General features: G+C 67.8%; 26 protein-coding genes. 16 read left to right on the top strand and 10 right to left on the bottom strand.

All coding sequences use genetic code 11. The annotated features are described in order from the left end of the window. Positions 1-991, bottom strand: a 991-nt coding sequence (locus WC493_RS06915) for a GMC family oxidoreductase (RefSeq protein ID WP_373063917.1), incomplete at its 3' end; no start/stop codon positions are given. Positions 992-1,162: 171 nt separating this feature from the next. On the opposite strand from WC493_RS06915, the gene WC493_RS06920 reads away from it, so the two are divergent. Then, positions 1,163-1,936 (top strand): SDR family NAD(P)-dependent oxidoreductase, encoded by a 774-nt coding sequence (locus WC493_RS06920; protein ID WP_373063919.1) that lies wholly within the window; start codon positions 1,163-1,165, stop codon positions 1,934-1,936. On the opposite strand, the gene WC493_RS06925 is transcribed toward WC493_RS06920, so the two are convergent. Further along, positions 1,931-2,785 (bottom strand): ChbG/HpnK family deacetylase, encoded by an 855-nt coding sequence (locus WC493_RS06925; RefSeq protein ID WP_373063921.1) that lies wholly within the window; start codon positions 2,783-2,785, stop codon positions 1,931-1,933. The two genes, WC493_RS06920 and WC493_RS06925, sit on opposite strands and share 6 nt — an antisense overlap. Positions 2,786-2,886: 101 nt before the next feature. Here WC493_RS06925 and WC493_RS06930 point away from each other — a divergent pair, with 101 nt between their 5' ends. Together WC493_RS06930 and WC493_RS06935 are read left to right on the top strand one after the other, a co-directional pair. Next, positions 2,887-3,951: a glycosyltransferase family 2 protein gene (locus WC493_RS06930; protein ID WP_373063923.1), complete on the top strand. Its 1,065-nt coding sequence runs from the start codon at positions 2,887-2,889 to the stop codon at positions 3,949-3,951. Further along, a complete protein-coding gene (locus WC493_RS06935) occupies positions 3,948-5,651 on the top strand; it encodes an ArnT family glycosyltransferase (RefSeq protein ID WP_373063925.1) in 1,704 nt (567 codons plus the stop codon). The genes WC493_RS06930 and WC493_RS06935 overlap by 4 nt, the downstream gene beginning before the upstream one ends. Positions 5,652-5,657: 6 nt before the next feature. Here WC493_RS06935 and WC493_RS06940 read toward each other — a convergent pair whose 3' ends face one another. From WC493_RS06940 to WC493_RS06970, 7 genes are all read right to left on the bottom strand, one after another. Beyond that, positions 5,658-6,563 carry a LysR family transcriptional regulator gene (locus WC493_RS06940; RefSeq protein ID WP_373063927.1) on the bottom strand — a complete coding sequence of 302 codons (906 nt, stop codon included), beginning with the start codon at positions 6,561-6,563 and terminating at the stop codon, positions 5,658-5,660. A 10-nt stretch (positions 6,564-6,573) separates the two neighbouring features. Beyond that, entirely contained in the window at positions 6,574-7,536 is a 963-nt protein-coding gene (gene speB, locus WC493_RS06945) for an agmatinase (protein WP_373063929.1), read from the bottom strand. 1 nt (position 7,537) lies between these two features. Then, positions 7,538-8,494, bottom strand: coding sequence for an agmatinase (gene speB, locus WC493_RS06950; RefSeq protein WP_373063931.1), 957 nt, complete (start codon positions 8,492-8,494; stop codon positions 7,538-7,540). Positions 8,495-8,514: 20 nt separating this feature from the next. Continuing rightward, a complete protein-coding gene (locus tag WC493_RS06955) occupies positions 8,515-9,270 on the bottom strand; it encodes an amino acid ABC transporter ATP-binding protein (protein WP_373063933.1) in 756 nt (251 codons plus the stop codon). A gap of 9 nt (positions 9,271-9,279) precedes the next feature. Continuing rightward, positions 9,280-9,972 carry an ABC transporter permease gene (locus tag WC493_RS06960; protein ID WP_373063935.1) on the bottom strand — a complete coding sequence of 231 codons (693 nt, stop codon included), beginning with the start codon at positions 9,970-9,972 and terminating at the stop codon, positions 9,280-9,282. An 18-nt stretch (positions 9,973-9,990) separates the two neighbouring features. Further along, the gene (locus WC493_RS06965; protein WP_373063937.1) at positions 9,991-10,698 is read right to left on the bottom strand and encodes an ABC transporter permease; all 708 of its coding nucleotides are present in this window, start codon (positions 10,696-10,698) and stop codon (positions 9,991-9,993) included. A gap of 261 nt (positions 10,699-10,959) precedes the next feature. Then, positions 10,960-11,772, bottom strand: a complete 813-nt coding sequence (locus tag WC493_RS06970) for a substrate-binding periplasmic protein (protein WP_373063939.1) — start codon at positions 11,770-11,772, stop codon at positions 10,960-10,962. Positions 11,773-12,108: 336 nt separating this feature from the next. Here WC493_RS06970 and WC493_RS06975 point away from each other — a divergent pair, with 336 nt between their 5' ends. Next, positions 12,109-13,041, top strand: coding sequence for a 2-hydroxyacid dehydrogenase (locus WC493_RS06975; RefSeq protein ID WP_373063941.1), 933 nt, complete (start codon positions 12,109-12,111; stop codon positions 13,039-13,041). Between the two features lie 15 nt (positions 13,042-13,056). On the opposite strand, the gene WC493_RS06980 is transcribed toward WC493_RS06975, so the two are convergent. Then, positions 13,057-13,932, bottom strand: a complete 876-nt coding sequence (locus WC493_RS06980) for a TauD/TfdA dioxygenase family protein (RefSeq protein ID WP_373063943.1) — start codon at positions 13,930-13,932, stop codon at positions 13,057-13,059. Between the two features lie 155 nt (positions 13,933-14,087). On the opposite strand from WC493_RS06980, the gene WC493_RS06985 reads away from it, so the two are divergent. From WC493_RS06985 to WC493_RS07040, 12 genes are all read left to right on the top strand, one after another. Further along, positions 14,088-14,864 (top strand): aldolase, encoded by a 777-nt coding sequence (locus WC493_RS06985; RefSeq protein ID WP_373063945.1) that lies wholly within the window; start codon positions 14,088-14,090, stop codon positions 14,862-14,864. 7 nt (positions 14,865-14,871) lie between these two features. Then, positions 14,872-16,254, top strand: coding sequence for an MATE family efflux transporter (locus tag WC493_RS06990; protein WP_373063947.1), 1,383 nt, complete (start codon positions 14,872-14,874; stop codon positions 16,252-16,254). Then, positions 16,239-17,084: a phytanoyl-CoA dioxygenase family protein gene (locus tag WC493_RS06995; protein WP_373063949.1), complete on the top strand. Its 846-nt coding sequence runs from the start codon at positions 16,239-16,241 to the stop codon at positions 17,082-17,084. Before WC493_RS06990 ends, WC493_RS06995 begins: the two co-directional genes overlap by 16 nt. Positions 17,085-17,145: 61 nt before the next feature. After that, on the top strand, positions 17,146-18,027 hold the full coding sequence (locus WC493_RS07000) for a crotonase/enoyl-CoA hydratase family protein (RefSeq protein ID WP_373063951.1): 882 nt from the start codon (positions 17,146-17,148) through the stop codon (positions 18,025-18,027). 91 nt (positions 18,028-18,118) lie between these two features. Beyond that, positions 18,119-19,336, top strand: a complete 1,218-nt coding sequence (locus tag WC493_RS07005; RefSeq protein ID WP_373063953.1) for an OpgC family protein — start codon at positions 18,119-18,121, stop codon at positions 19,334-19,336. A gap of 81 nt (positions 19,337-19,417) precedes the next feature. Beyond that, on the top strand, positions 19,418-19,855 hold the full coding sequence (locus WC493_RS07010) for a universal stress protein (protein WP_373063955.1): 438 nt from the start codon (positions 19,418-19,420) through the stop codon (positions 19,853-19,855). A 64-nt stretch (positions 19,856-19,919) separates the two neighbouring features. Further along, entirely contained in the window at positions 19,920-21,737 is a 1,818-nt protein-coding gene (locus WC493_RS07015) for an NADH-ubiquinone oxidoreductase-F iron-sulfur binding region domain-containing protein (protein WP_373063957.1), read from the top strand. Then, positions 21,734-22,441, top strand: a complete 708-nt coding sequence (locus WC493_RS07020) for a 2Fe-2S iron-sulfur cluster-binding protein (RefSeq protein WP_373063959.1) — start codon at positions 21,734-21,736, stop codon at positions 22,439-22,441. The genes WC493_RS07015 and WC493_RS07020 overlap by 4 nt, the downstream gene beginning before the upstream one ends. Before the next feature lie 11 nt (positions 22,442-22,452). Then, complete coding sequence (locus WC493_RS07025) at positions 22,453-22,992, top strand: NADP oxidoreductase (RefSeq protein WP_373063961.1); 540 nt, start codon at positions 22,453-22,455, stop codon at positions 22,990-22,992. A gap of 15 nt (positions 22,993-23,007) precedes the next feature. Then, complete coding sequence (locus tag WC493_RS07030) at positions 23,008-24,438, top strand: Ni/Fe hydrogenase subunit alpha (RefSeq protein ID WP_373063963.1); 1,431 nt, start codon at positions 23,008-23,010, stop codon at positions 24,436-24,438. Beyond that, positions 24,435-24,911: a hydrogenase maturation protease gene (locus WC493_RS07035; RefSeq protein ID WP_373063965.1), complete on the top strand. Its 477-nt coding sequence runs from the start codon at positions 24,435-24,437 to the stop codon at positions 24,909-24,911. Before WC493_RS07030 ends, WC493_RS07035 begins: the two co-directional genes overlap by 4 nt. Next, positions 24,908-25,303, top strand: a complete 396-nt coding sequence (locus tag WC493_RS07040) for a two-component system response regulator (protein WP_373063967.1) — start codon at positions 24,908-24,910, stop codon at positions 25,301-25,303. The genes WC493_RS07035 and WC493_RS07040 overlap by 4 nt, the downstream gene beginning before the upstream one ends. Positions 25,304-25,310: the final 7 nt, after the last annotated feature.

Consider the following 25,310-nt stretch of genomic DNA (forward strand, 5'->3'; position numbering starts at 1 on the left):
ACTGCTGAAGCGAGGCGGGGGCGGCGTAGCAGACATAGCAGCTGTCCGGCGCCGCCCCCCGTTGCGCCCCCTCCGGCGCCCTGGCCGCGTCGAAGCCATAGAGTTGGGGATAGTGGAAATCGATCGGCACCTCGGCCCGGTAGAAGAGGCAGACGTTCGGGTGATCCTGGAGATTGCGGCCGACCCCCGGCGCCTCCAGCACCGGCGCGATGCCGGCCGCCGCCAGTTCCTCGCGCGGGCCGACGCCCGAGACCATGAGGAGCTGCGGCGTGACCAAAGCACCGGCGCAGAGCACCACCTCGTGCCCGACCGCGGCCTGGCGGGTCTCGCCGTTCCAGTCGTAATCGACCGCGATCGCCCGCCGGGCACCGTCGAAACGCAGGCGCTGCACGCTGGCCCCGGTGCGCAGGGTGAGCCCCGGGATGTTCCGCCCGTGCAGGAAGGCGCGGTAGGAACTGCGGCGGTCGGTGCCTTGGTAATTCATGTCGTTGCAGCCGGCGACGCCGCCCAGGTCGCCGTCGTTCATATGGTCTTTCCGGGCGAATCCGCTCGCCGTCGCGGCGGACAGGAAGGCTTCGGCGAAGGGGGTGAGGGGGCGGGGGCGGATGCCCAGCTCGGCTTCGACCGCGTCATAGGCCGGCGCGATGTCGTCCCACTGCCAGCCCTTCGGCCAATGCGCGAAATCGCGCCGGTCGCCCCGCGTATAGACCATGCCGTTGACCGAGCCGCTGCCTCCCATGCCGCGGCCGGTGCCGATGAAGATCGAACGGCCGCCGCAATGGTCCTGCGGCGCCGACATGCGGTGCCACATCAGGGCTTCGTTGGCGAAGGCGTATTTGAAGCCGTCGGACGACAGGGTCTCGGGATGGGCGGTGGCCGGCTCCCCCGCCTCGAGCAGCAACACGCTGCCCGAAGCCGCCAGCCGCGCGGCCACGATGCAGCCGGCCGAGCCGCCCCCCACCACGACATAGTCGAAGCGTTCCCCCTCCATGCCGCTTGCGCCCCTTTTTTGTAATGCGCTTTGCAAAAGCAGTAATTTCAATTACCAAGTTACGGAACGCCGTTTCGGATGTCAACGGGGCGCAAAGCGATCGACTTTGGCGCCGGCCTCTGGGAAGAACGGCGCAAGCGAACGACAAGTCAGGGGAGGGGCTGAAAACTCATGACGGGGCAGGATTTTCCGGCAGGCGCCACGCTGGTGGTGGGGGGCAGCGGCGGCATCGGCCGCGCGGTGACCAAATGCTTCGCCGAGGCGGGTTCGGACATCGCGGTCACCTATCGCCGCAATGCCGAGGTCGCGGCTGAAGTGGTGGCGGAAGGCGTGGCGCTGGGTCGCAAGGCCAGCCGCCACGCGGTCGACCTGACCGATGCGGCGGCGGTCAAAGCCATGATCGCCGACGTGGTGGCCGAGCATGGCCGCATCCACACCGTGGTCTTCGCGGCGGGGCCGGTGGTCGAACAGGTGCCGATCGCCGAGGTGACGCCCGAACTCTGGCGTCAATCGCTGGAGACCGAGACTTTCGGCTTCTTCAACGTGGTTTCCGCCGTGGTGCCGCATATGCGGGAGAAGGGCGGCGGTTCCTTCGTCCACCTCGGCTCGGCCGGGCATCTTCGCTGGCCGGTGAAGGACGGGCTCTCGGTCGCCCCCAAGGCCGCCAACGAAGCCCTGATCAAGGGCTTGGCGCGGGAAGAAGGGCGGAACGGCATCCGCGCCAATTCGGTGCTGGTCGGCGTGATCGAGGCCGGCATGTTCCTCGAACTCAAGGCCCGCGGCGTGTTCGACGAGCGCTGGATCAAGGAGACCTTGAAGATGCTGTCGATCAAGCGCCTCGGCCGGCCGGAGGAGATCGGCCATGCCGCCGTCTTCCTGGCCTCGGCCCGGGCCGCCTATGTCACCGGCCAGACGATCAACGTCTCCGGCGGCTTCGGCCTATAGGTCGCGGAAGCGGGCGGGGCGCAGGCCGGCGGCGTCGAGCAGGACGCCGCATTCGTCGGACGCGAGGAAGGCGAGTTCCCGCTCCCGGGGTTCCAGCAGGCTGTCGAGGCTGCGCAATTCGGCATCGACCCTTCCGGGGTGGCAATGGAGCAGGATGCGCTGCCCCGGCCCGGCCAGGCAACGGCGGAACACTTCGGCATAGGGCGGAGTCTCGCCGAAATCGTAGAAGCCGCGGAAACTGTCGTTGGTCGGAATCGCATTCCGCGCCGCCAGCCCGGGCAGGCCGGCCGCCAGGGTCGAAACCACCTGCGCCTTGGCGGCCCCGATCCGGCGGCGAAGGATGCTGCCCAGCGGTTCCCCGCAGGTGCGCAGCCAGACCGAGCCGGGCGGGTAGCGCCGCGCGATCTCCTCCACCACCAGGCGGCGGATACCGGGCAGGACATGGGCGTGCTGGTGCCCGTCGACGAAATCGGGCGGGCCGCCCCAGGCATCCTCGAAAGCGTCGAGTTGGGCACCCAACTCGTCTCTGATCGATTCGCGCGGCAGGCTGCCGGTCAGGGCACCCCTGATCAGCCGGCCGACCGGCGGCAGCGCGCCGGCGTCGGCGAGGCCGGCGGCGGCGGTCAGGGGGCGCTGGTCGGTCAGGGTCAGGTGCAGGCCGACGTCGACTGGATATTGTTCGGCCAGGCGGCGCAGGCCCTGGGCGCGGCGCCGCCAGGCGGGGAGGCCGGTCATGGCGCCGGTCGCGGTCAGCCGGCCCTTGGCGATCAGCGCGTCGACGGCGTCGCAGATTCCGTCGCTCAAGCCATAGTCGTCGGCGCAGAGAACGAGAGAACCGGGCTCAGGCACGACCGCTCCTCAGACAAAGAAAGAACACAATTTTTTCCTATCACGGTCCGCAATCGGGCGGCGCCGATCGTGGCACGGCCCCAACCGGCAGGCGGCGGCCTATGTTGCACACCAAGAACGACGATCTGGAAGTTTCTCTGCGTGCCAGTCCGGACGGCGGGACCAAGCTCCTCTCGATCGTGGTGCCCGTCTACAACGAGGCGGCTTGCCTCCCCGAGCTGCATCGGCGGGCCTCGGCGGCGCTCGACGCCTATCCGGCATTGGCGCGGGAATTCGTCTTCGTCGACGACGGCAGCCGGGACGACAGCTTCAATGTTCTGACCGCACTCTCGTTCCAGGATCCGGCGGTGCGGGCGATCCGCTTCGCCCGCAACTTCGGCAAGGAGGCGGCGATGGCCGCCGGTCTTCGCGCCGCCCGCGGTGACATCGTCGTGCTGATGGATTCGGACCTGCAGCACCCGCCCGAAGTGATCCCAGAGATGATCGAGGCCTGGGCCAAGGGCGCGCAGATGGTGAACGCCGTGCGCCGTGCCAAGCCGAGGACCAGCTTCGCCCATCGCACCCTGCGTCATACCTTCTACCGCATGTTCCGGGCGGTCTGCGAAGTCGACATTCCGGAAGGGGCCGGCGATTTCCGCCTGTTCGACCGCCGCGCAGTCGACGCCATCAATGCCATGCCCGAGCGCAACCGCTTCATGAAGGGCATCACGAGCTGGGTCGGCTTCCGCCAGGTCTCGATCGAATTCGACGTCGCCGAACGGGCCGCCGGGGTCAGCTCCTTCTCCTTCTGGCGCCTGCTCCGCTATGCCATGGACGGGCTGTCGTCCTTCTCGATGATGCCGCTCCGTGTCTGGTCGCTGTTCGGCATCGGCCTCGCGCTGCTCTCCGCCCTCTACGGCGCCTATCTGATCGGCGAGACCCTGTTTCTCGGCATCCGCACGCCGGGCTTCGCCTCGATCATGGTCGGCATGCTGTTCCTTTCGGGCGTGCAGTTGATCAGCCTGGGCGTGATCGGCGAATACATCGGACGCATTTTCACGGAAGTGAAACAGCGGCCGCTGTATCTTGTCGCCGATGAAGTGGGTGCCGCCCGGCACCTGCCCACCGCCACCGTTCCCGCCGCGGCCAACGCTCAGACCTCCCTGCTCGACGAAATCGCTCGATGACCGTTCAGGCTACCGAATTCGACAGGGCCTCCCGCCCTGCCGGCCTCTTGGTGCGCGGGCTCGCGGCCCTGCGCGCCCTCTGGCTCTCGCCCGCGGCGACCCGGCTCGTCAGCATCGCCCTCTTCGCGGCCACCATCGCCTGGGTGCTCCATGTCTTCCGGGACTATGGCATCAGCAACGACGAGCCGGTTCAGCATACCTATGGCCAGCTCCTCTGGGCCTGGTATGAGAGCGGTTTCACCGACGACCGCGCCTTCCACTACATCAACCTCTATCTCTACGGCGGGCTGTTCGACCTGATCGCCGCCGGGCTGGACGGGCATGTGCCGCTGCCGACCTATGAGCTGCGCCATCTCCTGTCGGCCACCTTCGGCCTCGTCGGCATCTTCGGCACCTGGAACCTGGCGCGCCTGCTGGCGGGCGAGAAGACCGGCATCGTCGCCGCCTTGATCCTCGTCTTCACCGGCATGTATGGCGGCGCCATGTTCACCCATACCAAGGACGTGCCCTTCGCGGCCGCCATGGTGTGGAGCCTCTATTTCATCACCAGCGTGGCCCGCGGCCTGCCCGGGCTGCCGGCCTGGCGCCATGTCGCCGGTCTCGGCGTCGCGGTCGGCTGCGCCATGGGGCTCCGGGTCGGCGGCGTCTTCGCCGTGCTCTACCTGATGCTCACGGTCGGCGGCGGCATGATGCTGCTCGGCGGCTGGCGGCGACTGCCGGCCCTGGTCGGCCGGCTCGCGGTGGCGGGCCTGATCGCCGTCGCGATCATGGCGGTGTCCTGGCCGTGGTCGGTGCAGGCGCCGGGCAACATCTTCACCGCCATGGGCGCCTTCAGCAATTTCGCCTTCGATCTCTCGACCCTGATCAACGGCGTCGATACCGAGATCGACCAGGTGCCGCGCTATTACATGTCGGAATATCTGGCGATCAAGCTGCCGGAGATCACCCTCCTCGGCATGGTCGCGGCGCTCGGCTTCGGCGTGGCCGGTCTCATGAACAAGGCCTGGCGGCGGCGCCTGGCCGATCACCTGCCGCTCGTTCTGGCGCTGGCGGTGCCGGTCGTCTTCACCCTCATCTCGCGGCCGCCGCTCTATAACGGCATCCGGCATTTCCTCTTCGTCATTCCGGTGGCCACGGTCGTCGGCTCGATCGGCCTCGCCGCGCTGTTCCGCTGGTCCTACGGCAAGGCCGCCGGGCTCGGCGTCGGTGTCGCGGTCGTGGTGCTGGCGCTCTTCGCCTTCGATGCCGCTAGCTTCATCCGCCTGCATCCTTACGAATATGTCGGCTACAACCAGTTGGTCGGCGGTCTCAAGGGGGCGACGGGGCGCTTCGAGGGCGACTATTGGTCGGACTCGCTCCGCCAGGCGGCGATCGAACTGCGCCACGGCGTCGAGTTCGAGGCGAACCGGCAGGACAAGCCCTATACGGTCGCCGTCTGCGCCGAAGATCCGCAGGTCGCTACCTACCTGGGCCCCAAGTTCCGCATGGTCGACGACTGGGACGACGCCGACTTCTTCATCACGGCGACCAATATCGGCTGCGACAATGCGATGCCCGGCCCGGTCTACCGCGCCATCACGCGCGACGGCGTGGCGCTCTCCGTGGTGATCGACACCCGCGCCCATCACCGCGAGATGATGGACCAGCTCCGCGACGAGGACAGCCCGGACTCGGAAGACACTTCGGCCATCGACCACTGAGGCCGGTCATGCCGCGAGGGCTGCGTTCTCGCGGCGGAGGTCGTCGCAGAAGGTCGAGACCACCATGTTCGGCTTGCCCACGGCCGGGGTCGCCAGGAAGACCTCGGACGGCAGGGTGAAGCGCTCCGGCGCCACCGCCTGCATCCGCCCGGCGGCGACGAAGCTCCGGGCGTAATGCTCGGGCAGGAAGCCGATGAAACAGCCCGACAGGATCAGATGGGCTTGGGCTTCCATGTTCTCGACGCTCGCCTTGTGGGAGACATGGCCGATCGCGTTCAAGTCGCGCTCCAGGCTGTAGGCCCGCGCCACGAAGTGGGAACGGCCGAGGGCAATGGCATCGATCGCCTCGGGCGGCTTGCCGAACAGGTGGTGGCCGATGCCGCAATAGAGCTGGCCCTTCTCGGTATAGAGCTTCTCGTAGTTGACCCCGGCGACCGGCCGGGGGAAGAAGCCGACCGCGAGATTGAGGCGCCCGTCCAGCAGGGCGTGATTGAGCCCGGCCGGGCGGTCGACGATCAGGCGCAGGTGCACGTCGTTGTCGCGCGCCTCGAAGCGGCGGATGGCGGCGGCGATCGGCGAATGTTCGTCGGTCACCGTCGAATCGGCGATGCCGATCGCGAGTTCGCCGACCAGCTTGCCGCGCAGCGAGGCGGTCTCGGCCCGGAAGCCTTCGAGGGCCGCGAACAGCCGTTTGGTCGAGAGGAAGACACGCTCGCCCTTGTCGGTCAGGCGGAAGCCGCCGCGGCCGCGCTCGCACAAGACGACGCCGAGCCGTTGCTCGAGGTTCGAGAGATGGATCGACAGCGTCGACGGCGTCAGGCCGAGCTGCGCCTGCGCGCCCGCGAAACCGCCGTGCTCGGCCAAGGCATGGAAGACCCGGAGCAGGCGAAGGTCGATATTGTCGACATTCATGACCGCAAGGCTAACGGATGGCGGCCCGGTGGTACAACATCCGGCCGATGACATTCATCAGGAGCTGGGCTGCCAGGATGGCGGTCGTCCCTGTATGGTCGTAGTCCGGTGCAACCTCGACGAGATCGATGCCCACCACCGTACCCCGCTTGGTCAGCGCCTCCAACAGCTCCAGGACCTCGTAATAGAGGAAGCCGCCGTGGGACGGCGTGCCGGTGCCGGGCGCGATCGAAGGATCGAAACCGTCGATGTCGATGGTGAAATAATAGCGGGCACCGGCCGGGATGCGGTCGATCACGGCCTCGAGCCCCAGTTGCCTGAACTGGCGGACCGAGATGATGTCCGAGCCCATGCGCCGCGCGTCGTCATAGCCTTCCTTGGCGGTCGAGGAGACGTTGCGGATGCCGATCTGGGTCAAGCCGCTGACCCAGGGCTTCTCCGCCGCCCGGCGCAGCGGATTGCCATGGCCGAAGCGGACACCCTGGCGCTCGTCGACGAAATCGAGATGGGCGTCGATATGGACGATGTGGAACGGCTCCTGCCCCTCGAAGGCGTTGATGCAGCCGATGTTCACTGAATGATCGCCGCCCAGCACCACGGGGATCGCCCCGGCGGCCAGGATCTTGCGCACGCCGAATTCGATCGCGGCGAGAGAGCGGATCTGGTCGGTGTGGATGATGTCGGCATCGCCGATGTCGAGGATGCGGCCCTGGTCCGCGGTCAGATAGGTGACGTCGTCCTCGTGGTCATAGGCGCCGTCGTGCCCGAAGGAGAACAGGGTGGAAGCTTCGCGGATGGCGCGCGGGCCAAGGCGGGCGCCGGCCCGCCACTGCGTGCCCATGTCGAGGGGGGCGCCCAGCACCGCGACGTCTGCTTCGATCCTGTCCCAGTCTGTGCAGATGCCGCTCTTGGCAAAGGTGCAGAAGCCGGTGAAGGGCAGGTCCAGCCGCCCGCCCTCATAGCCATGGGCCATCTCACTTCCCCCGGTTGCCGGCGATGACGCAGAGCAGTTCGAACATCAGCGTCGCCCCGAGCAGGGAGGTCATGTTGGAGACATCGAAAGGCGGCGAGACTTCGACCACGTCGGCGCCGATGATGTCGAGCCCGGCGAGGCCACGGATCATGCGCTGGCCCTCGAAGGTCGAGAAGCCGCCGATTTCCGGCGTGCCGGTGCCCGGCGCCTGGGCGGGATCGATCGCATCGACGTCGAAGGAGACATAGGTCCGCCCGCCGCCCACGATCTCGCGCGCTTCGGCGATGATGTCCTCCGCCGTCCGCTTGATGAATTCCTCGATGAAGATGATGCGGAAGCCGACCGCCTTGGCGAAGTCGAGGTCCGAGGGATCGTAGATCGAGCCGCGGATGCCGATCTGCACCGCCCGCTTGGGATCGATCAGGCCTTCCTCGACAGCACGGCGGAAGGGCGTGCCGTGGGTATAGAGATTGTCGCCGAAATAGCGGTCGTTGGTATCGGAATGGGCGTCGAAATGGATCAGGCCCACCGGCCCGTCTGCGGCCAGGGCACGCAGGATCGGCAGGGTGATCAGATGGTCGCCGCCGGCTGCGATCGGGGTGCAGCCATGGGCTTTCAAGCTGTTGAAGAAGCCGGTGATCAGCTTCAGCGATTCCATCACGTCGATCGGATTGACCGGGGAATCGCCGAGGTCGGCCACCACCGCGAGGTCGTAGGGCGAGACGCCGGTGGCGTGATGGATGCGGCGCATGAAGGCGGAAGCGTTGCGCACCTCGCGCGGGCCGTGGCGGGCGCCGGCCCGGTTGGTGGTGCCGCCGTCGAAGGGAACCCCGACGAGGGCGATGTCGACGCCTTCCGCGGTCGCCCGCATGGGCAGGCGCATGAAGGTGGGCAGCCCGGCATAGCGCGGGATCAGCGCGGCATCCTGGGGCTGGGGGTTCGACGGCTGGGTGGTCATGATGTTCGGGAACCTGGCTATCAGTGAAGGATCTGGCTCAGGAAGTCCTGGAGCCTGGGGCTTTTCGGCCGCTCGAAGAAGTCTTCGGCCGGGGCCTGCTCGACGATCTCGCCCTGGTCCATGAACAGGCAGCGGTCGGCGATGCGGCGGGCGAAGCCCATCTCGTGGGTGACGCAGATCATGGTCATGCCGTCGGCGGTCAATTCCTCGATCGCGCGCAGCACCTCGCCCACCATCTCGGGATCGAGGGCGGAGGTCGGCTCGTCGAACAGCATGATACGCGGCTCCATGCACAGCGCCCGGGCGATCGCCACGCGCTGCTGCTGCCCGCCCGAGAGCTGGGCCGGGAACTTGTGCGCCTGGTCGGCGATATGGACCCGGGCGAGATAGCGCATCGCCCGCTCCTCCGCCTTGCCGCGGGGGAGTTTCAGGCTGGTCCGGGGCGCGAAGGTGCAGTTCTCCAGGATCGTCATATGGGGGAACAGGTTGAACTGCTGGAACACCATGCCCGCCTCGCGCCGGACGTCGAGGATCGAGGCGCGGTCCTTGCCGAGGGCGATGCCATTCACCGTGATGGCGCCGCCGTCATGGGCTTCGAGGGCGTTGATGCAGCGGATCAGGGTCGACTTGCCGGAGCCGGAGGGGCCGCAGATCACCAGTTTCTCGCCCCGTTCGACGGTGAGGTCGACGGCGCGCAGCGCATGATACTGCCCGTACCATTTCTGCACCCCGGCCAGGGCGACGGCGGGATAGCGGTCGAGCTTGGCGAATTCCATCCGGGGCTCCTAGGCGGCGCTGATGTGACGGTTCAGCCGGCGGTCGATCCAGCCGAAGCCCGTGCGCATGACGAAGTTGATGACCCAATAGATCACGCCCGCCGTGATGATCGGCGTGAAGGGGTCGTAGGTCAGATAGAAGATCTCGTTGGCCGCCGAGGTCAGGTCGACCAGGGTGACGGCGCCGACCGCCGCCGTGCTCTTCATGAACAGCAGGGCTTCGTTCTGATAGGCCTTCAGGCCGTAGCGGACGGCGATCGGCAGGCGCACCTTCCACAGGATCTGGCGCGGGCTGAGGCCCAGGGCGGCGGCGGCTTCGACGAGGCCGGCCGGCACCGCCTCCATGCCGCCGCGCAGGATCTCGACGATATAGCCCGAATGATTGAGCGCGAAGGCGACGACGACGCAGAAGAAGGCGTGCTGGAACAGGAGCCAGGCCCAGCCGTGGCGCACGATGTCGAGCTGCGCCAGGCCGTTGTAGATCAGATAGAGCAGGATCAGGCTGGGCGCGCCGCGGCACACCGCGACATAGGCGGCACCGAAGGCGGCGAGCCAGCGGCGCTTCGACATCCGCGCGAAGGCGATCAGCAGGCCGAGGGGGGCGCCCACCGCCATCACGGTGAAGGTGACCATCAAGGTCACCCAGGCGCCGTTGAGCAGGGCCGGCAGGTTTTCCCGGGCGAGGGCGAAATCGAAGGTCATGGCCGGGCCCCCACCACGTCAGGCGCCCGCCTTGCGCTGGCCACGGTCGAGCCGCTGGGCCGCCCGCCGTACCGCGGGCATGGTCAGCGTGCTGATCAGCACGAAGAACAGCAGGGCGGCGGTATAGAAGACGAAGGGCTGCTTGGTCGAACCGGCCGCGATCTTGGCCTGGGCGATCAGGTCGTTCAGCCCGGCCAGCGAGACCAGTGCGGTATCCTTCAAGAGCACGATCCAGATATTGGCGAGGCCGGGCAGGGCGAGGCGGAGCGCCTGGGGCAGCACGACGTCGAACCAGAGATGGCGGCGCGGCACCGACAATGCCTCGCAAGCCTCGAACTGGCCCTTGGGCACATTGACGATGGCGCCGCGGATCAGGTCGCCCAGATAGGCGGCATAGACGAGGCCGAGGGCGGCGACGCCGGCCTGGAACGAGGTCACGTCGAGGCGGAGATTGACGCCGAGCGGGGCGAGCACGCTACGCACGATCTCGGCCCCGCCGAAATAGAACAGGAAGATCACCAGGAGCGACGGCACCCCGGTGAAGACCGAGGCATAGGCCCGGAAAGCCCACCAGCGCGGCCCCTTGCCCTTCAGCGCGAAAAGGCCGAGGCCGATCCCCAGCACGAGGGCCAGGAGATAGCCGAAGACGGCGAGCTGGATCGTGATCAGGGCGCCGTAGAAAAGCTCGTCGCCGTAACCCTTGTCGCCGAAGGACAGAAGCTCCATCCATATAACTCCCGGGCGCATGCCCCATGGGCGCTCTCGCTGGTCGAAAAGGGGCGGTTTCCCGCCGAGGCTCCGGTGCAGCCGCTTCAGGTGTCCGTCTTCCCACTTCCGTCATGGCCGGGCCTGGCCCGGCCATCCATGTCCGCTCGTCGCCGACGGTGTTCGCGTGGATGCCCGGGACAGGTCCGGGCATGACGAACGCGGGTGTTTTAGACATGCCCGGCCGGCGCGGGGGGCTGCGCCGGCCGGGCTTCCGTGCGATCAGCCGGCCTTGCCGACGCAGGCCTTCTCGTCCGGCGAGATCGGCACGGAGAGGTATTTCTCGCGGATCTTGGTGAAGCTGCAGTCCGCCAGCATGGCTTCGAGGGCGGCGTTCATCTTCTCGACCAGCGCTTCCTTGCCCTTGGGCACGGTCCAGCTCGAGCCGCGCTCGGCTTCGGGCAGCGTCGGGTCGCCGGTCCAGACGGTGAAGTCGGCCAGGCGCCAGTCCTTGCCTTCCGGCTTGTCGATCAGCGACGAGGTCCAGTTCAGGTTGGCGCCGAACACCATGTCGAGACGGCCGGCCAGCAGGTCGAGGCGCATCTGGTCGGGGTTCGTATAGAGCTTCGGCGTCAGCACGTCGCCATAGGTGGTCTGGACGTATTTGGCCTGGGGCGTGCCGCTCTGCACGCCGATCACCACGTCCTTCATCGCCTCCTTGTTGGCGAAGTCGTAGGTCTTGTCCGTGCGATAGACGAAAGTGTCGTGGTTGAAGATGATCGCCTTGGCGAACAGCATCTTGGCCTTGCGCTCGGGCAGCGGGGTGAGCTGCGAGCCCAGCATGTCGATCTTGCCCTGGAGCAGGGACGGGATCAGGGCCTGGAAGTCCATGACCGAGAATTCGCACTCGATCGCCATGCGCTTGCACATCTCGCGCACCAGATCGGGCTCGATGCCGACCAGGGCGCCGTCGGGCTGCTTCATGCTGAAGGGCGGATAGGTGCCTTCGTTGCCGACGATCAGGGTTTCGGCCGAAGCCGGTGCCGCTGCCGCGAACAGGCAGAAGGCGAGGGCGCCGAGGCGGGGTAGACGCATCACGTTACTCCTGGTTGGGGGAAGGCGTTGCTCTTGGACACCGGGTGCGCTTCGGGCCGGCCCTGCCGTCACCGAATTCGCCCCGCCGGCTTCGGGTTTCGTCGTCTCGTCCTCAGTGTAGGGGAGGGGGGTGCGGTACTGTCAATCGGACCGGACCTGTCCAATATTTGATCGAGACTGCACAATTTTTCCGCAAGCCCGCGGAATTAAAGGATTTGCGCGGCCTATTATTTGGACTTTATCGGACTTCAAATGACGCTTTGAAAGATTCATAATCGCCGCTCGCGGCGGTTCTGCGAGCTTCGGCCGTGGACGACGACGACAATCGGGGCCGACATGAAGCGTATCATCCTGTTTTCGAGTGACCTGGACGATCCCGCCGCCTGGGGCGAAGCGGTAGCCGCCCGCCGGCCGGACCTCGCCATGGTGGACTGGCGCGCGATCGAGGATCCCGAGGCGGTCGAATTCGCCCTCATGTGGAAGCCCCCGCCGGGCGGGCTTTCCGCCTATCGCAACCTGAAGGGCATTCAATCGCTGGGCGCCGGGGTCAATCAGCTCGATCTTACGGCCCTGCCGCCGGGCGTACCGCTGGCTCGCCTGGTCGACGCCAGCCTGACCGACACCATGGTCGACTATGCCCTGGCCGCCACGCTTCGCCATTTCCGCGGCTTCGATCGTTTCGAGCGCCAGACCCGCGCGCGTCTCTGGGACTATGCGCCGGCACCGGCCAAGGCGGATTTTCCGGTCGGCGTGATGGGTATCGGCGTGCTCGGCGGCGCCGTTGCCGCGGCACTTCGCGATTTGGGCTTTCCCGTGCTCGGCTGGTCGCGCACGGCACGCGCGATCGAGGGCGTGCAATGTTTCGCCGGCACGGGCGAACTGCCGGATTTCCTGGCCCGCTGCCGCCTGGTGATCAATGTCCTGGCGCTCACGCCGGAGACGGCGGGGATCCTGAACGCCGGCACTTTCGCCCTGATGCAGAAGGGCAGTTTCGTCGTCAACATCGGGCGCGGCGCCCATCTGGTCGAGGCCGACCTGATCGCCGCGATCGAAGCCGGACAGATCGCCGGGGCGACCCTGGACGTCTTCTCGGAAGAGCCGCTGCCGGCCGATCATCCGATCTATGGCCGGCCCGAGATCCTGGTGACGCCCCATGTCGCCGGCAGTATCGCGCCTTCCAGTGCCGCCGCGACCGTGATCGAGAATTTCGAGCGGGCGGTCCGGGGCGAGACCATGCTGAACGCCGTCGACCTCGCCCGAGGCTATTGATCAGGCGGCTGTTGATCAGGCCGCGACGTCGAGGATCGTCGTCCGGTACATGAGGCGGAGGTAACGCTCGTAATCGAAGACGGTCGCGGTATGCAGCGTGCCGCGATTGTCGAAGAACACGAGGTCGCCCTTGTTCCACTTGTGGCGATAGGTGAAGCGCGGTGCCGTCGTGTGCACCGTCAGGCGTTCCAGCAGCGCTTCCGCCTGGGCGGCACTCATGCCCGGGATCTCCGCCACCACCTGGGGCGCCAGCCAGAGCGATTCCCGCCCGGTCACTGGGCTCCGGAACACCAGGGGCTGAGGTACGGGTGCGAATTTCCGCTTCGCTTCGTCGGACAGCGGCGTGCGCGTCGGGTCCATGGCTTCGAGCTGTTCGTGCAGCCGGGCCCAGGAATGGATGCAGGTGAGCCCGCGGAGATAGGCCTTCTCGTCCTCGGGCAGGGCCTCGAAGGCGGCGGTCGAATCCGCGAACAAAGTGTCGCCCCCCTCGGGCGGGATTTCGACCGCGTAGAAGAGGGCGGCGATCGACGGCTTGGCGACATAGGAATAGTCGAAATGCCATTCCTCCCGCGCATTGACGAAGAGCGACTTCATCACGCCGCCTTCCTTGAGATTACCGATCTTGATGATCTCGGGATGGCCGTCGAGCAGATATTTGCTGTCGATATGGGCTTCGGTGAAACCGATGCGCCGGCTCCAGTCGACGATCTTCTCGGGCAGCGCCGGCTGGTTCGGCAGCACGATCACGCGGTATTCATGGAAGGCACGCTCGACCTCGGCCCAGACGGCGTCGTCGATCGACGCGCCGATGTCGACGCCGTCGACCCGGGCGCCGAAGGTGCCGCCCAGCGGCGTCACGGTGATATGGGTATAGGGGGCCGCCGTCGACATTTCAGAACTCCCGCAAAAGCTCACGCCGGCTTCCGATGATGCCCATGAATTCGGGTTGCGCAACAAGCTTTGACCGGCCTCAAAACATGCTTTTCACATTCGTTCACTAACCGTGATTGTCCCGGGCCGGCACGACGTGTTACCGGATTCACATCATGATGAACGTGTCCTTGCCGGGTGGAGAGGTCGACATGCTGGAAGTGTCCAAGATCGCCGAATTGCGCCGCCAGCTCGCCGCGGCGCTCCGCCTCGCCGTCCGCTTCGGCCTGCACGAGGGTGTCTGTAACCACTTCAGTGTCCGCGTGCCCGGGGACGAGGAACTCTATCTGATCAACCCGATGGGCGTGCATTGGTCGGAGATCACGGCGAGCCGGCTGCTCCTGGTCGACGGCGCCGGCGTCGTCCTCGAAGGCAGCGGCGTGGTCGAGCCGACCGCTTTCTTCATCCATACCGAAGGCCACAAGGCGAGGCCAGACGCGGTCTGCATCCTGCACACCCACATGCCCTATGCGACCGCGCTGACCTGCGTCGAGGGCGGCCGGCTCCGCTTCGTCCATCAGAACGCATTGCGTTACTACGGCCGCATCGCCTATGACGATGGCTACAACGGCCTCGCCATGGACGCGGAAGAGGGCGAGCGGATCGCCGAGGGGGCTTCCGGCGGCGAGGATATCATCTTCCTCGCCCATCACGGCGTCGTCGTGCACGGCCGTTCGGTCGCCGAAGCCTTCCACGACCTCTACTACCTCGAACGCGCGGCCCAGGTGCAGGTGCTCGCCGCCTCGACCGGGCTGCCGCTCCGCGAGATCAGCCCCAATGTCGCGGCCCAGACGGCGAAGCAATTCGCCGATCTGGCCGAATTCGAGTCGTCCTATCACTTCGCGGCGCTCGAACGGGTATTGGCGGCCGAGACGCCCGATTATCGCGACTGAGACGGGCTTGAGCGGCGGGGGAGACAGGGCGTCCGGCCGGCGGCTGGACGGGCGGGAGGCGGGCGTGCTGGCCAGGCTCGCCCTGCCCATCGTTATGGCCCGCATCGGCCTCACCCTGATGCTGGTGGTCGACAATATGATCGTCGGCCATTTCGGTACCGCGGCGCTCGCCTCCTTCGCCCTCGGCCTCGTCCTGGTGCAGACCATGCAGACCGTCGGCCTCGGCCTCTTGATGGGCGGCATGGTCGAAATCTCGGCCGCCTTCGGGCGTGGCGACATGGCGGAATGCGGGCGGATCTGGCGCCGCTCCCTCCTTTATGCCGCGGTGATCGGGCTCGCTTTCGTGGTCGTCGCCCATCAGGCCCCGGCGATCTTCGCCGCCCTCGGCCAGGCGCCGGAGCTCGCCGCTTCGGCGGGCCATATCTCCGCGCTGATCGGCTGGTCGCTGCCGCCCATGCTGATCTATATCGCCTCGATCGGGCTCCTGGAGGCGACCGGCTACCCCTACGTCGGCGTCGTCATGCTGGCGCTCGCCAATGTGCTCAATCTCGTCCTCAACCTTGTGCTGGTCGACGGCGCCGCGGCCATGGGGGCGGAGGGGGCGGCGCTCGCCACATTGATCGCGCGCCTGGTGCTGGCCGCCGGCACGGTCGGTTACATCGTCTTCCTGATGCGCGAGCGGGCTTCCCTCGGCCGGCCGTCATGGCGCGATCATGCCTGGTCGGCCGGCCGGCACCAGCGCCGCATCGGCTATGCCGAAGGCATGAGCATGGGGATCGAGAGCGGCTCCTTCTCGGCCCTCACGCTCTTCGCCGGCCAGATGGGTGCGGTCGAACTGGCCGCCTATACGGTCGCCATCAACATCAACATGATGCTGTTCATGCCGGCGGTCGGCGTCGGCGGTGCGGCGGCGGTGCGCGTCGCCCAGGCCCGCGGCCGGCACGACGGGCCGGGCATGGCCCGTTCGGGCACCACCGGCCTCGCCGTCTTCGCCGCCCTCATGCTGACCGTGGCCCTGCTCTTCCTGGCCGTGCCGGAGGCGGTGACGGCGCTCTATACCGCCGATCCGGCCTTGGCCGTGGTGGCGGTTCCGATCGTCGCCCTGATCGGCTTCCTCGCGCTGATCGACGGGGCTCAGCGCGTGGTCGCCAATATCCTGCGCGGCTATGGCGAGACCTGGCTGCCGACCACGAGCCATTTGTTCTCCTATGTCGCGGTCATGGTGCCGGCGGCCTGGATGCTCGGGGTTCATTTCGGGCTCGGCGCCCGCGGGCTGATCGCGGCGATCGCCTTCGCCTCGGTGGTGGCGACGGCGCTGCTGCTGTTCCGATTCCGGCAATTGGCGGCGCGGCCGCAGTTCAACGAGGAGGTGACATGGGCAAGTTTCTGAGCCAGGCGCAGATCGACGGTTTCCAGCGCGACGGTTTCGTCAGCCGGCTGCCCGTCCTCTCTCCCGACGAAGTGGCGCGCCTGAACGCCCTGACCGAAGCCTTCGAGGCCGAGCGGCCGGGAGACACCGCCTGGGCCTTCGACATCAAGGCCAATCTCCTGTTCGACTGGGTCTACGAGCTGGGCCGCCACCCGCGCCTGCTCGACGCGGTCGAGGACCTGATCGGCCCGGACATCCTGATGACCAACGCGACCTTCCGGATCAAGAACCCGGGCAGCCATGTCGATTATGGCTGGCACCAGGATTCGGCCCGGATCGAGGTGACGCCGTCCTTCGTCATCGCCTATGTGGCGCTCTCGCCTGCGACGATCGAGAACGGCTGCCTCCAGGTCATCCCGGCGACCCACGACCGCGTCCGCCCCTTCTCCCTGACCGAGGGGCCGGGCCAGCGGAAGCGCCTGGTCGCAAGGGTGATCGACGTCGACCCCAGCCAAGCGGTCAATCTGGAACTGGAGCCCGGCGACGTCGCCATCTTCCACGGCAATGCGGTGCACGGCTCGCCCGCCAATATCAGCGCCATGCGCCGGGTCGCCATCCTCTACGACTACACGCCCGCGGCGGGGCGGCAGAACATCGGCATGGGTTCGGGCCAGCTCGTGCGCGGACGCGACCCCTACGGCTTCTGGGGCCACGAGCCGGTGCCGGAACCCGGCCTGACCGAGGGCAATGTGCTGGCCCGGCGCCGCATTCTCTCGACCTATCACGAGAATGTCCTGATGGGCCCCCGCCTGCCGGGCGAGACGGTGACCTTCCCCGATCGGCCCTATTGACCGTTCTTTCGGAACGCGCCCCAATCCCCCCGCCCGCAACGACGGGCCGGGGGGAGACGACATGAGCCTGATCGCCGAATTCGAAACCGTGACGCTCCGCCGCGAGGGGCCGATCGCGCTGCTGACCCTGAACCGGCCGGCGCGCATGAATGCCTTCGACCAGCAGATGCCCTTCGATCTGATCGACGCCTTCGACGCGACCGATGCCGATCCCGAGGTGCGCGCGGTGATCGTGACCGGCGAAGGCAAGGCCTTCTGCGCCGGGGCCGATCTCGGCTCGGGCGGTGCCACCTTCGATGTCGAAGCGTCGGCCGGCCATCCCCGCGATACCGACGAGACGCGGGAACGGGATGCGGGCGGCCGGGTGACTCTCCGCATCTTCGCCAGCCTGAAGCCGGTGATCGCGGCGATCAATGGCGCCGCGGTCGGCATCGGCGCCACCATGACACTGCCCATGGACATTCGCCTGGCGGCCGAAGGGGCGCGCATCGGCTTCGTCTTCGCCCGCCGCGGCATCGTGCCGGAAGCGGCCTCTTCCTGGTTCTTGCCGCGCCTGGTCGGGATTTCGACCGCGCTCGAATGGTGCATGACCGGGCGCCTGATCCCCGCCGCGGAGGCGGAGCGCCGCGGCCTCGTCCGCTCCGTTCATGCTCCGGCGGACCTGCTGCCGGCGGCCAGGGCGATCGCGCTCGAGATCGCCGAACAGGCGGCGCCGGTCTCGGTCACCCTGACCCGGCAGATGATGTGGCAGATGCTCTGCGCCGATCATCCGCTGGAGGCGCATCGACTGGACAGCCGCCTGATCGCGGCGCGCGGACGCAGCGCCGACGCCCGGGAAGGCGTGGTCTCCTTCCTGGAAAAACGCCCGGCCGATTTCCCCGAACGGGTCCCGGCCGACCTGCCGCAGCCCTTCCCCTGGTGGCCGCCCCGGACTTGGCGCTGACCGCACGGGCGGGGCGGGGCTTTCCGCCCCTGGACAGGCGAGGCCCGATCCGGAATATGACAGTCGAAAGACGGTCCGGAGGGGTGTCGAGGTGAGTGAGGCGGCGATCCATCGGCCCGGCGGCCAGCGCGACCATCGGGTCGACATGTTCCGCGGTTTGGCGCTGGTGCTGATCTTCTGGGACCATATCCCGGGCAATGTCGTCGGCCTGCTGACGCCGCGGAACTACGGCCTCAGCGATGCGGCCGAGATCTTCGTCTTCCTGGCCGGTTTCAGCTCGGTGCTGGCCTATGGCCGGAAGCTCGGGCGGGACGGCCATCTGGTCAGCGGGCTCCGGGTGTTGCGCCGGGTCTGGACCCTCTATATCGCCCATGTCTTCGTTTTCGCCCTGTTGACCGGCGTCGTTTTCGTCACCAATGCCCATGTCGAGACGCGCGACTTCGTGCAGGAGATGGGCCTCGGCTATTTCGTGAACGACACGGAACGGGCGCTGCTGGCCGAACTCACGCTCCGCTTCAAGCCGAACCTGATGGACCCGCTGCCGCTCTATATCGTGCTGCTGGCCGGTTTTGCGCTCGCCCTGCCGCTGCTCATGCGCCGGCCGTGGACGGCGCTCTGCCTCTCGGCCGCGCTCTATCTGGCGGCCCGGCTCTATGGCGTGAACCTGCCGGCCCAGCCGGACGGCGCCTGGTTCTTCAACCCGCTGACCTGGCAGGTGCTCTTTGTCGCCGGGGCGGTCGCGGCGGTGACCGGTTTCGGGCCGGTGTCGCCCCTGGTCACCGCACGGCCCTGGCTGCGCGGGGCACTTGCCTGGGGCTGCGGGATCTATCTTCTGCTCTCGGCCCTGCTGGCCCTGTCGTGGCACTTCCCGGCGATTCACGGCGCCCTGATCGGCGAGCCGGTCGGCCGCGTCCTCTACCCGATCGACAAGACCAGCCTGGCGCCGCCCCGCCTCCTGCATTTCCTTGCCCTGGCCTATGCGGCGGCGGCGGTATGCCGGCCCGGGGCCTGGCTGGAGACGCCGCCGTTCCGCGCGCTCCGCCTGCTCGGCCGGCATTCGCTGGAGATTTTCTGTGCCGGTGTCCTGCTGGCGCCCATGGCCGATGCTGCCAATGCGCTCTCGGGCGATGCGGCGTCGATGCAGGTGGCGACCTCGGCCGCCGGACTCGCCGCCATGATCGGTTTCGCCGTCCTGCTGGAATGGAGCGCGGCCACGCTCCGCCGCGAAGGGGGCCGGGTCCAGCGGCTCACCATCATCCGCGGCGCCAACGAAGCCGAGGCCCCGGAACAGCGCCGCCGCGCTGGCTGAAACACGGTTTTATGCGCCAGATCAAAGCGGCCACTTTCGCTGCCGTCCAGGATGGGACAAAAGCGTAGAGGCGTGAGTCCCATGTTCAAGCATATCCTGGTGCCCATCGACGGGTCGGCCCTGTCTGCGTCGGCCCTCGATCAGGCCTTTGCCCTGGCCCGCGAGACCAAGGCCAAGGTCACCATCCTCACGGTGATCGAACCTTTCCACATGGTTTGGGCCGGTATCGACGAAGCCGGGCTGACCATGGGCGAATATGAGGAAGGGGCGCGCGAGCGGGCGGCGGCCACCCTGGCGGCGGCGGAAGCCAAGGCCAAGGCAGCCGGCGTCGACTGCCACGTGCTGCCGGTCGAACATGCCGAGCCCTACCGGGCGATCCTGGACGCGGCCGCAGACTGCGGCTGCGACCTGATCGCCATGGCGTCCCACGGCCGACGCGGGCTCGCCGCCCTGCTGCTCGGCAGTGTGACGGTGAAGGTTCTCACACATTCGACCCTGCCGGTGCTGGTCTATCGCTGATACGGTTGGCGTGTAGGGCGTCCGGTCTCCGCGAGGCGGCAGGCGCGGGCGACGGAGGTCGGTGATGACGGGTCAGGTGACGGCCGGAACGGCCGACGGAACACTGGACGAGATCTTCGGGCGGATCGCACCCGAAGCCCGCAACCTGATGGCCATCGCGCAGGCGGCGCAGCAGCGCCTCGGCCACCTCTCGGATGCCACGATCGAGGGGATCGCCGCGCGTCTCCATGTCCCGCCGGTCGATGTCCGCGACATGGTCTCCTTCTATGCCTTCCTCAATCTGTCGCCCAAGGGCCGCTTCCACATCCGCCTGTCGCGCTCGCCCGTCTCGCTGATCAAGGGGGCGCAGGCGGTGGCCGACGCCTTCGCCGCGGCGATCGGCGTCGCCATGGGCGAAACCTCGGCCGACGGCCATTTCACACTCGATTGGACCAGCGACATCGGCATGGCCGACCAGGAGCCGGCGGCGCTGATCAACGGCACCGTGGTGACCCGTCTCGAACCCGCCGACGCGGCCCCGATCGTTGCCGCGCTGCGCCAGCGGGACGGGGCCAACAGCCTGCCACTCTTTCCGGGCGGTGACGCGGCCGGTGCCGCCCTGCCCAAGGCGGTGGTGGCGAGCGGGCTCGAGCTGCGCGGGCCGGTCTTGCTGGGCGCCGCGGCGGCGGACGGGCAGGGGCTTCGTGCCGCCCTCGACCTGGCGCCGGAAGAGGTGATCCGCGAGGTGACGCGCTCGCGCCTGCGCGGGCGGGGTGGCGCCGGCTTCCCGACTGGCATGAAGTGGAAATTGTGCCGCCAGGCCCCCGGCGCCGCGCACCATCTGCTGTGCAACGCCGACGAGGGCGAGCCCGGCACTTTCAAGGACCGCCTGCTGCTGGCCGAATTCCCCGACCTCGTGTTCGAGGGCATGACCATCGCCGGCTATGCCATCGGCGCCACCGAGGGGCTGATCTATCTGCGCGGCGAATATGCCTATCTCTGGGACCGTTTGCAGGACGCGCTGGAGGACCGCCGCCGCCGCGGTCTGCTCGGCCGGTCCGTGTGCGGCCGGGAAGGCTTCGATTTCGACATCCGCATCCACCTGGGGGCGGGGGCCTATGTCTGCGGCGAGGAATCGGCGCTGATCGAATCCCTCGAGGGCCGCCGCGGCACCCCGCGCGACCGCCCGCCCTTCCCGACCGAAAGGGGCCACCGCTCCGAGCCGACCGCGGTCGACAATGTCGAGACCTTCGCCTGCGTCACCCGTGTGCTGGGCCTCGGCGCCGACTGGTTCGCCCGCCACGGCACGCCGGAATCGACCGGGACCAAACTGCTCTGCGTCTCCGGCGATTGTCCGAGGCCGGGCGTCTACGAAGTGCCCTTCGGCATCACGGTGAACGAGGTGCTCGACATGGTGGGCGCGCCGGAAGCGGGCTTCGTGCAGATGGGCGGTCCTTCCGGCCAATGCGTGGCGCCCAAGGACTACGGCCGGCGCATCGCCTTCGAGGACCTGGCGACCGGCGGTTCCGTGATCGTCTTCGGGCCCGGGCGCGACGTGCTCGACGTCGCCCGCCAGTTCGCCGATTTCTTTGCCCATGAATCCTGCGGCTGGTGCACGCCCTGCCGGGTCGGCACCACCTTGCTGCGCCAGGGCATGGAGCGGCTGCTGGCCGGTCAGGCTTCGGTCGGCGAACTCCGCCAGCTCGAGGAAGTCGCCGTCACCGTGGCGCGGACCAGCCGCTGCGGCCTCGGCCAGACGGCACCGAACCCGATCCTCAGCACCATGCGCAATTTCCCCGAAGCCTATGAGGCGCTGCTCCGCCCGGGCGATTTCGTGCCGAGGCTCGATCTCGAAGCGGCAATCGCCCCGGCCGCCGCGATCCGAGCGGAGGCCCGGTCATGACCGACACCTTCACCTTCACCATCGACGGCGTGCAGGTCGAGGCGGAGCCGGGCCAGACGGTGATCGAAGCCTGCGACGCTGCCGGCGTCTACATTCCGCGCCTGTGCCACCATCCGGAGCTGCCGCCGGTCGGCCAATGCCGGCTCTGTACCTGCAAGATCGACGGCCGGATGCTCGGCGCCTGCGTCACCCCGGCGGCCCGCGGCATGGTGGTGGAGAGCGATACCGAGGCCCTGAACGAGGACCGCCGCCGCCTGGTCGAGATGTATTTCGTCGAGGGCAACCATTTCTGCCCGACCTGCGAGAAGAGCGGCGACTGCGAGCTTCAGGCGCTCGGCTACCGGCTCGGCATGGTCGGGCCGCAGCTCTCCCACCTGTGGCCGAAGCGGGAAATCGACGCCCGCCATCCGGACATCTACATCGACCACAACCGCTGCATCCTGTGCTCGCGCTGCATCCGGGCTTCCAAGCTGCTCGACGGCAAGTCGGTCTTCGGTTTCGAAGGGCGCGGCATCGAGATGCGCCTCGCGGTGATGGCGGAGACGTTGGACGAAACCGCACTGGCGGCGGCCGACCGCGCGGTCTCGGTCTGCCCGGTCGGCTGCATCGTGGTGAAGCGGCGCGGCTACCACGTGCCTTACGGCAAGCGGCATTTCGACGAGACGCCGATCGGCGCCGACATCGAAGCGCGGCGCAAGGGCTGAGGGAGGGGGCGATGCCGAAACCGAAACTCGCCACCGTCTCGCTGGCCGGCTGCTTCGGCTGCCACATGTCGCTGCTCGACATCGACGAACGCCTGGTCGAACTGATCGACCTGGTCGACCTCGACGTCTCGCCCCTCGACGACAAGAAACAGTTCGACGGCATGGTCGACGTCGGCCTGGTCGAGGGCGGCTGCGCCGACGAGCACAATGTCCATGTTCTCCGCAATTTCAGGGCCCATTGCCGCGTCCTGGTCGCCGTCGGGGCCTGCGCCATCACCGGCGGCGTGCCGGCCATGCGGAACCCGGTCGGTCTCCGCGAGTGCCTGGAGGAAGCCTATGTGAAGGGGCCGACGGTGGAGGGCGGCTTCATCCCGTCCGATCCCGAACTGCCCCTGCTGCTCGACACCGTGCGGCCGATCCACGAGGTGGTGAAGGTCGACTATTACCTCCAGGGCTGTCCGCCCTCGGCCGATGCGATCTGGGCCGCCCTGCGCGCCCTGCTCACCGGGGGCGAGCCGGTGCTGCCCTACAGCCTCTTCAAGTACGAGTAACGGGAGGAACGGACGATGGGCACGCCGCGCAAGATCGTGATCGATCCCGTCACACGGGTCGAAGGCCACGGCAAGGTCACGCTCCACCTGGACGAGGCGGGTGAGGTCACGGAAGCGCGCTTCCACATCGTCGAATTCCGCGGTTTCGAGCGCTTCATCCGCGGCCGCATGTATTGGGAAGCGCCGATCGTCATCCAGCGCCTGTGCGGCATCTGCCCGGTCAGCCACCATCTGGCGGCGGCCAAGGCGATGGACATGGTGGTCGGCGTCGACCGCCTGACGCCGACGGCGGAAAAGCTCCGCCGCCTGATGCACTACGGCCAGATCCTGCAATCCAACGCGTTGCACATCTTCCACCTGGCCTCGCCCGATCTCCTGTTCGGCTTCGACGCCCCGCCCGAGCAGCGGAACATCATCGCCGTCCTGAACCAGTATCCCGAGATCGGCAAATGGGCGATCTTCATCCGCAAGTTCGGCCAGGAAGTGATCAAGGCGACCGGCGGGCGCAAGATCCACCCGACCACGGCGGTGCCCGGCGGCGTCACCCAGAATCTCGCCGTCGCCGACCGTGACGCCTTGCGGGCCCAGGTCGACCAGATCGTCGACTGGTGCCGGGCGGCGCTCGTCCATCACCTCGGCTTCGTCGAGGCCAATCCGGCCTTGCACCGCGATTTCGCCAGCTTCCCTTCGAACTACCTGAGCCTGGTCGGGCAGGGCGGCGCCATGGATCTCTACGACGGCCGGCTGCATGCCATCGACGCCGCCGGGGCGACCCTGCTCGATGCGCCACCGGCCGATTACGTCAGCCACTTCGCCGAGGAAGTGCGGAACTGGAGCTATCTCAAGTTCCCCTATCTGCGCAGCCTCGGGCGCGAGGCGGGCTGGTACCGCGTCGGTCCGCTGGCTCAGGTCAATGTCTGCACGTCGATCGGCACGCCGCTGGCCGAGGCGGCGCGGCGCGACTTCATGGCGACGGGCGGCGGCGCCCCGGTCCACGCCACGCTGGCCTATCACTGGGCGCGGCTGATCGTGCTGCTCCACTGCGCCGAGGTGATCCGCGACCTGCTGTTCGACGACGATCTCCAGGGCAACGAGCTGATGGCCACGGGCACAAGGCGCGAGACCGGCATCGCCTGTGTCGAGGCACCCCGCGGCACCCTGATCCACCACTACACGGTCGACGACAAGGACCAGATCACCAGCGCCAACATCATCGTCTCGACGACCAACAACAACGAAGCCATGAACCGCGCCGTCGCCAAGGTGGCACGGGAGGAACTCTCGGGCCGGGACATCACCGAAGGCCTTCTCAACCACATCGAAGTGGCGATCCGCGCCTATGACCCGTGCCTGTCCTGCGCCACCCATGCGCTGGGTCAGATGCCGCTGATGGTCACCCTGCTGGACCACGAAGGCCATGAAATCGCGAAAGGAGTGAAGCAATGAGCCCGCCCCTGAAGCGCAGCCGGCCGCGCGTTCTCGTGTTCGGCTACGGCAATCCCGGCCGCCAGGACGATGGCGCCGGCCCCGCGGTGGCCGAAGCGCTGGAGCGCATGGGCCTGCCCGACGTCACGGTCTGGATCAACGACCAGCTCACGATCGAGGATTCGATCGCCATCGCCACGGCCGATGTCGTCTGTTTCGTCGATGCGGCGAGGACCGGCCGCGCCGGCATCGCCGTCCATCCGGTCCAAGCGGCAGAGACGGTCGAGGTGGCGAGCCATGCCCTCTCGCCCGAAGCCCTGCTGGCCATCGCGCGCGATCATTTCGGCGCCGTGCCGCCCGCCTATATGGTGGCCCTGCGCGGCCACCGCTTCGGCCTGGGCGAGGGACTGTCGCCCCGGGTCGCGGCCAATGTGGCGGTCGCCGCCGGCCTGATCCGGCGCGGCGTCGTCATGGCGGCGGACACACCGGCATGAGCAACATCGGCCTCGGCCCGAAGCGCCGCACCATCCTGCTGGTCGACGGCGATGCCCATGCCCGTGCCGCGCTCCGCAAGGTGCTGGAAGGCGCCGGCTTCTCGGTGGGCGAGGCCTGCTCGGCCCAGGAGGGCGAGCGGACGGCGCTGCGCATCCTGCCCGACGCCATCCTGACCGATCTCATGGTGGAGACGATCTATGCCGGCCACGAGATCGCCGATCGGCTGCGCGCGGCCGGCCACGAGATCCCGCTCTATGTCGTCAGCGCGGCGGCGGATGCCCTGGTCGGTGCCGTCTCCTTCAAGGAACTGGGCATTTCCGGTGTCTTCCTGAAGCCGATCGATGCCGCGATCGTGGTACAGACGCTGAAGACCCGCCTCGGCGCCGCCTGACCGTCGC

Origin of the sequence: Zavarzinia sp. (genome assembly GCF_041650655.1) — a bacterium.
In the GTDB taxonomy this organism is placed as follows: domain Bacteria; phylum Pseudomonadota; class Alphaproteobacteria; order Zavarziniales; family Zavarziniaceae; genus Zavarzinia.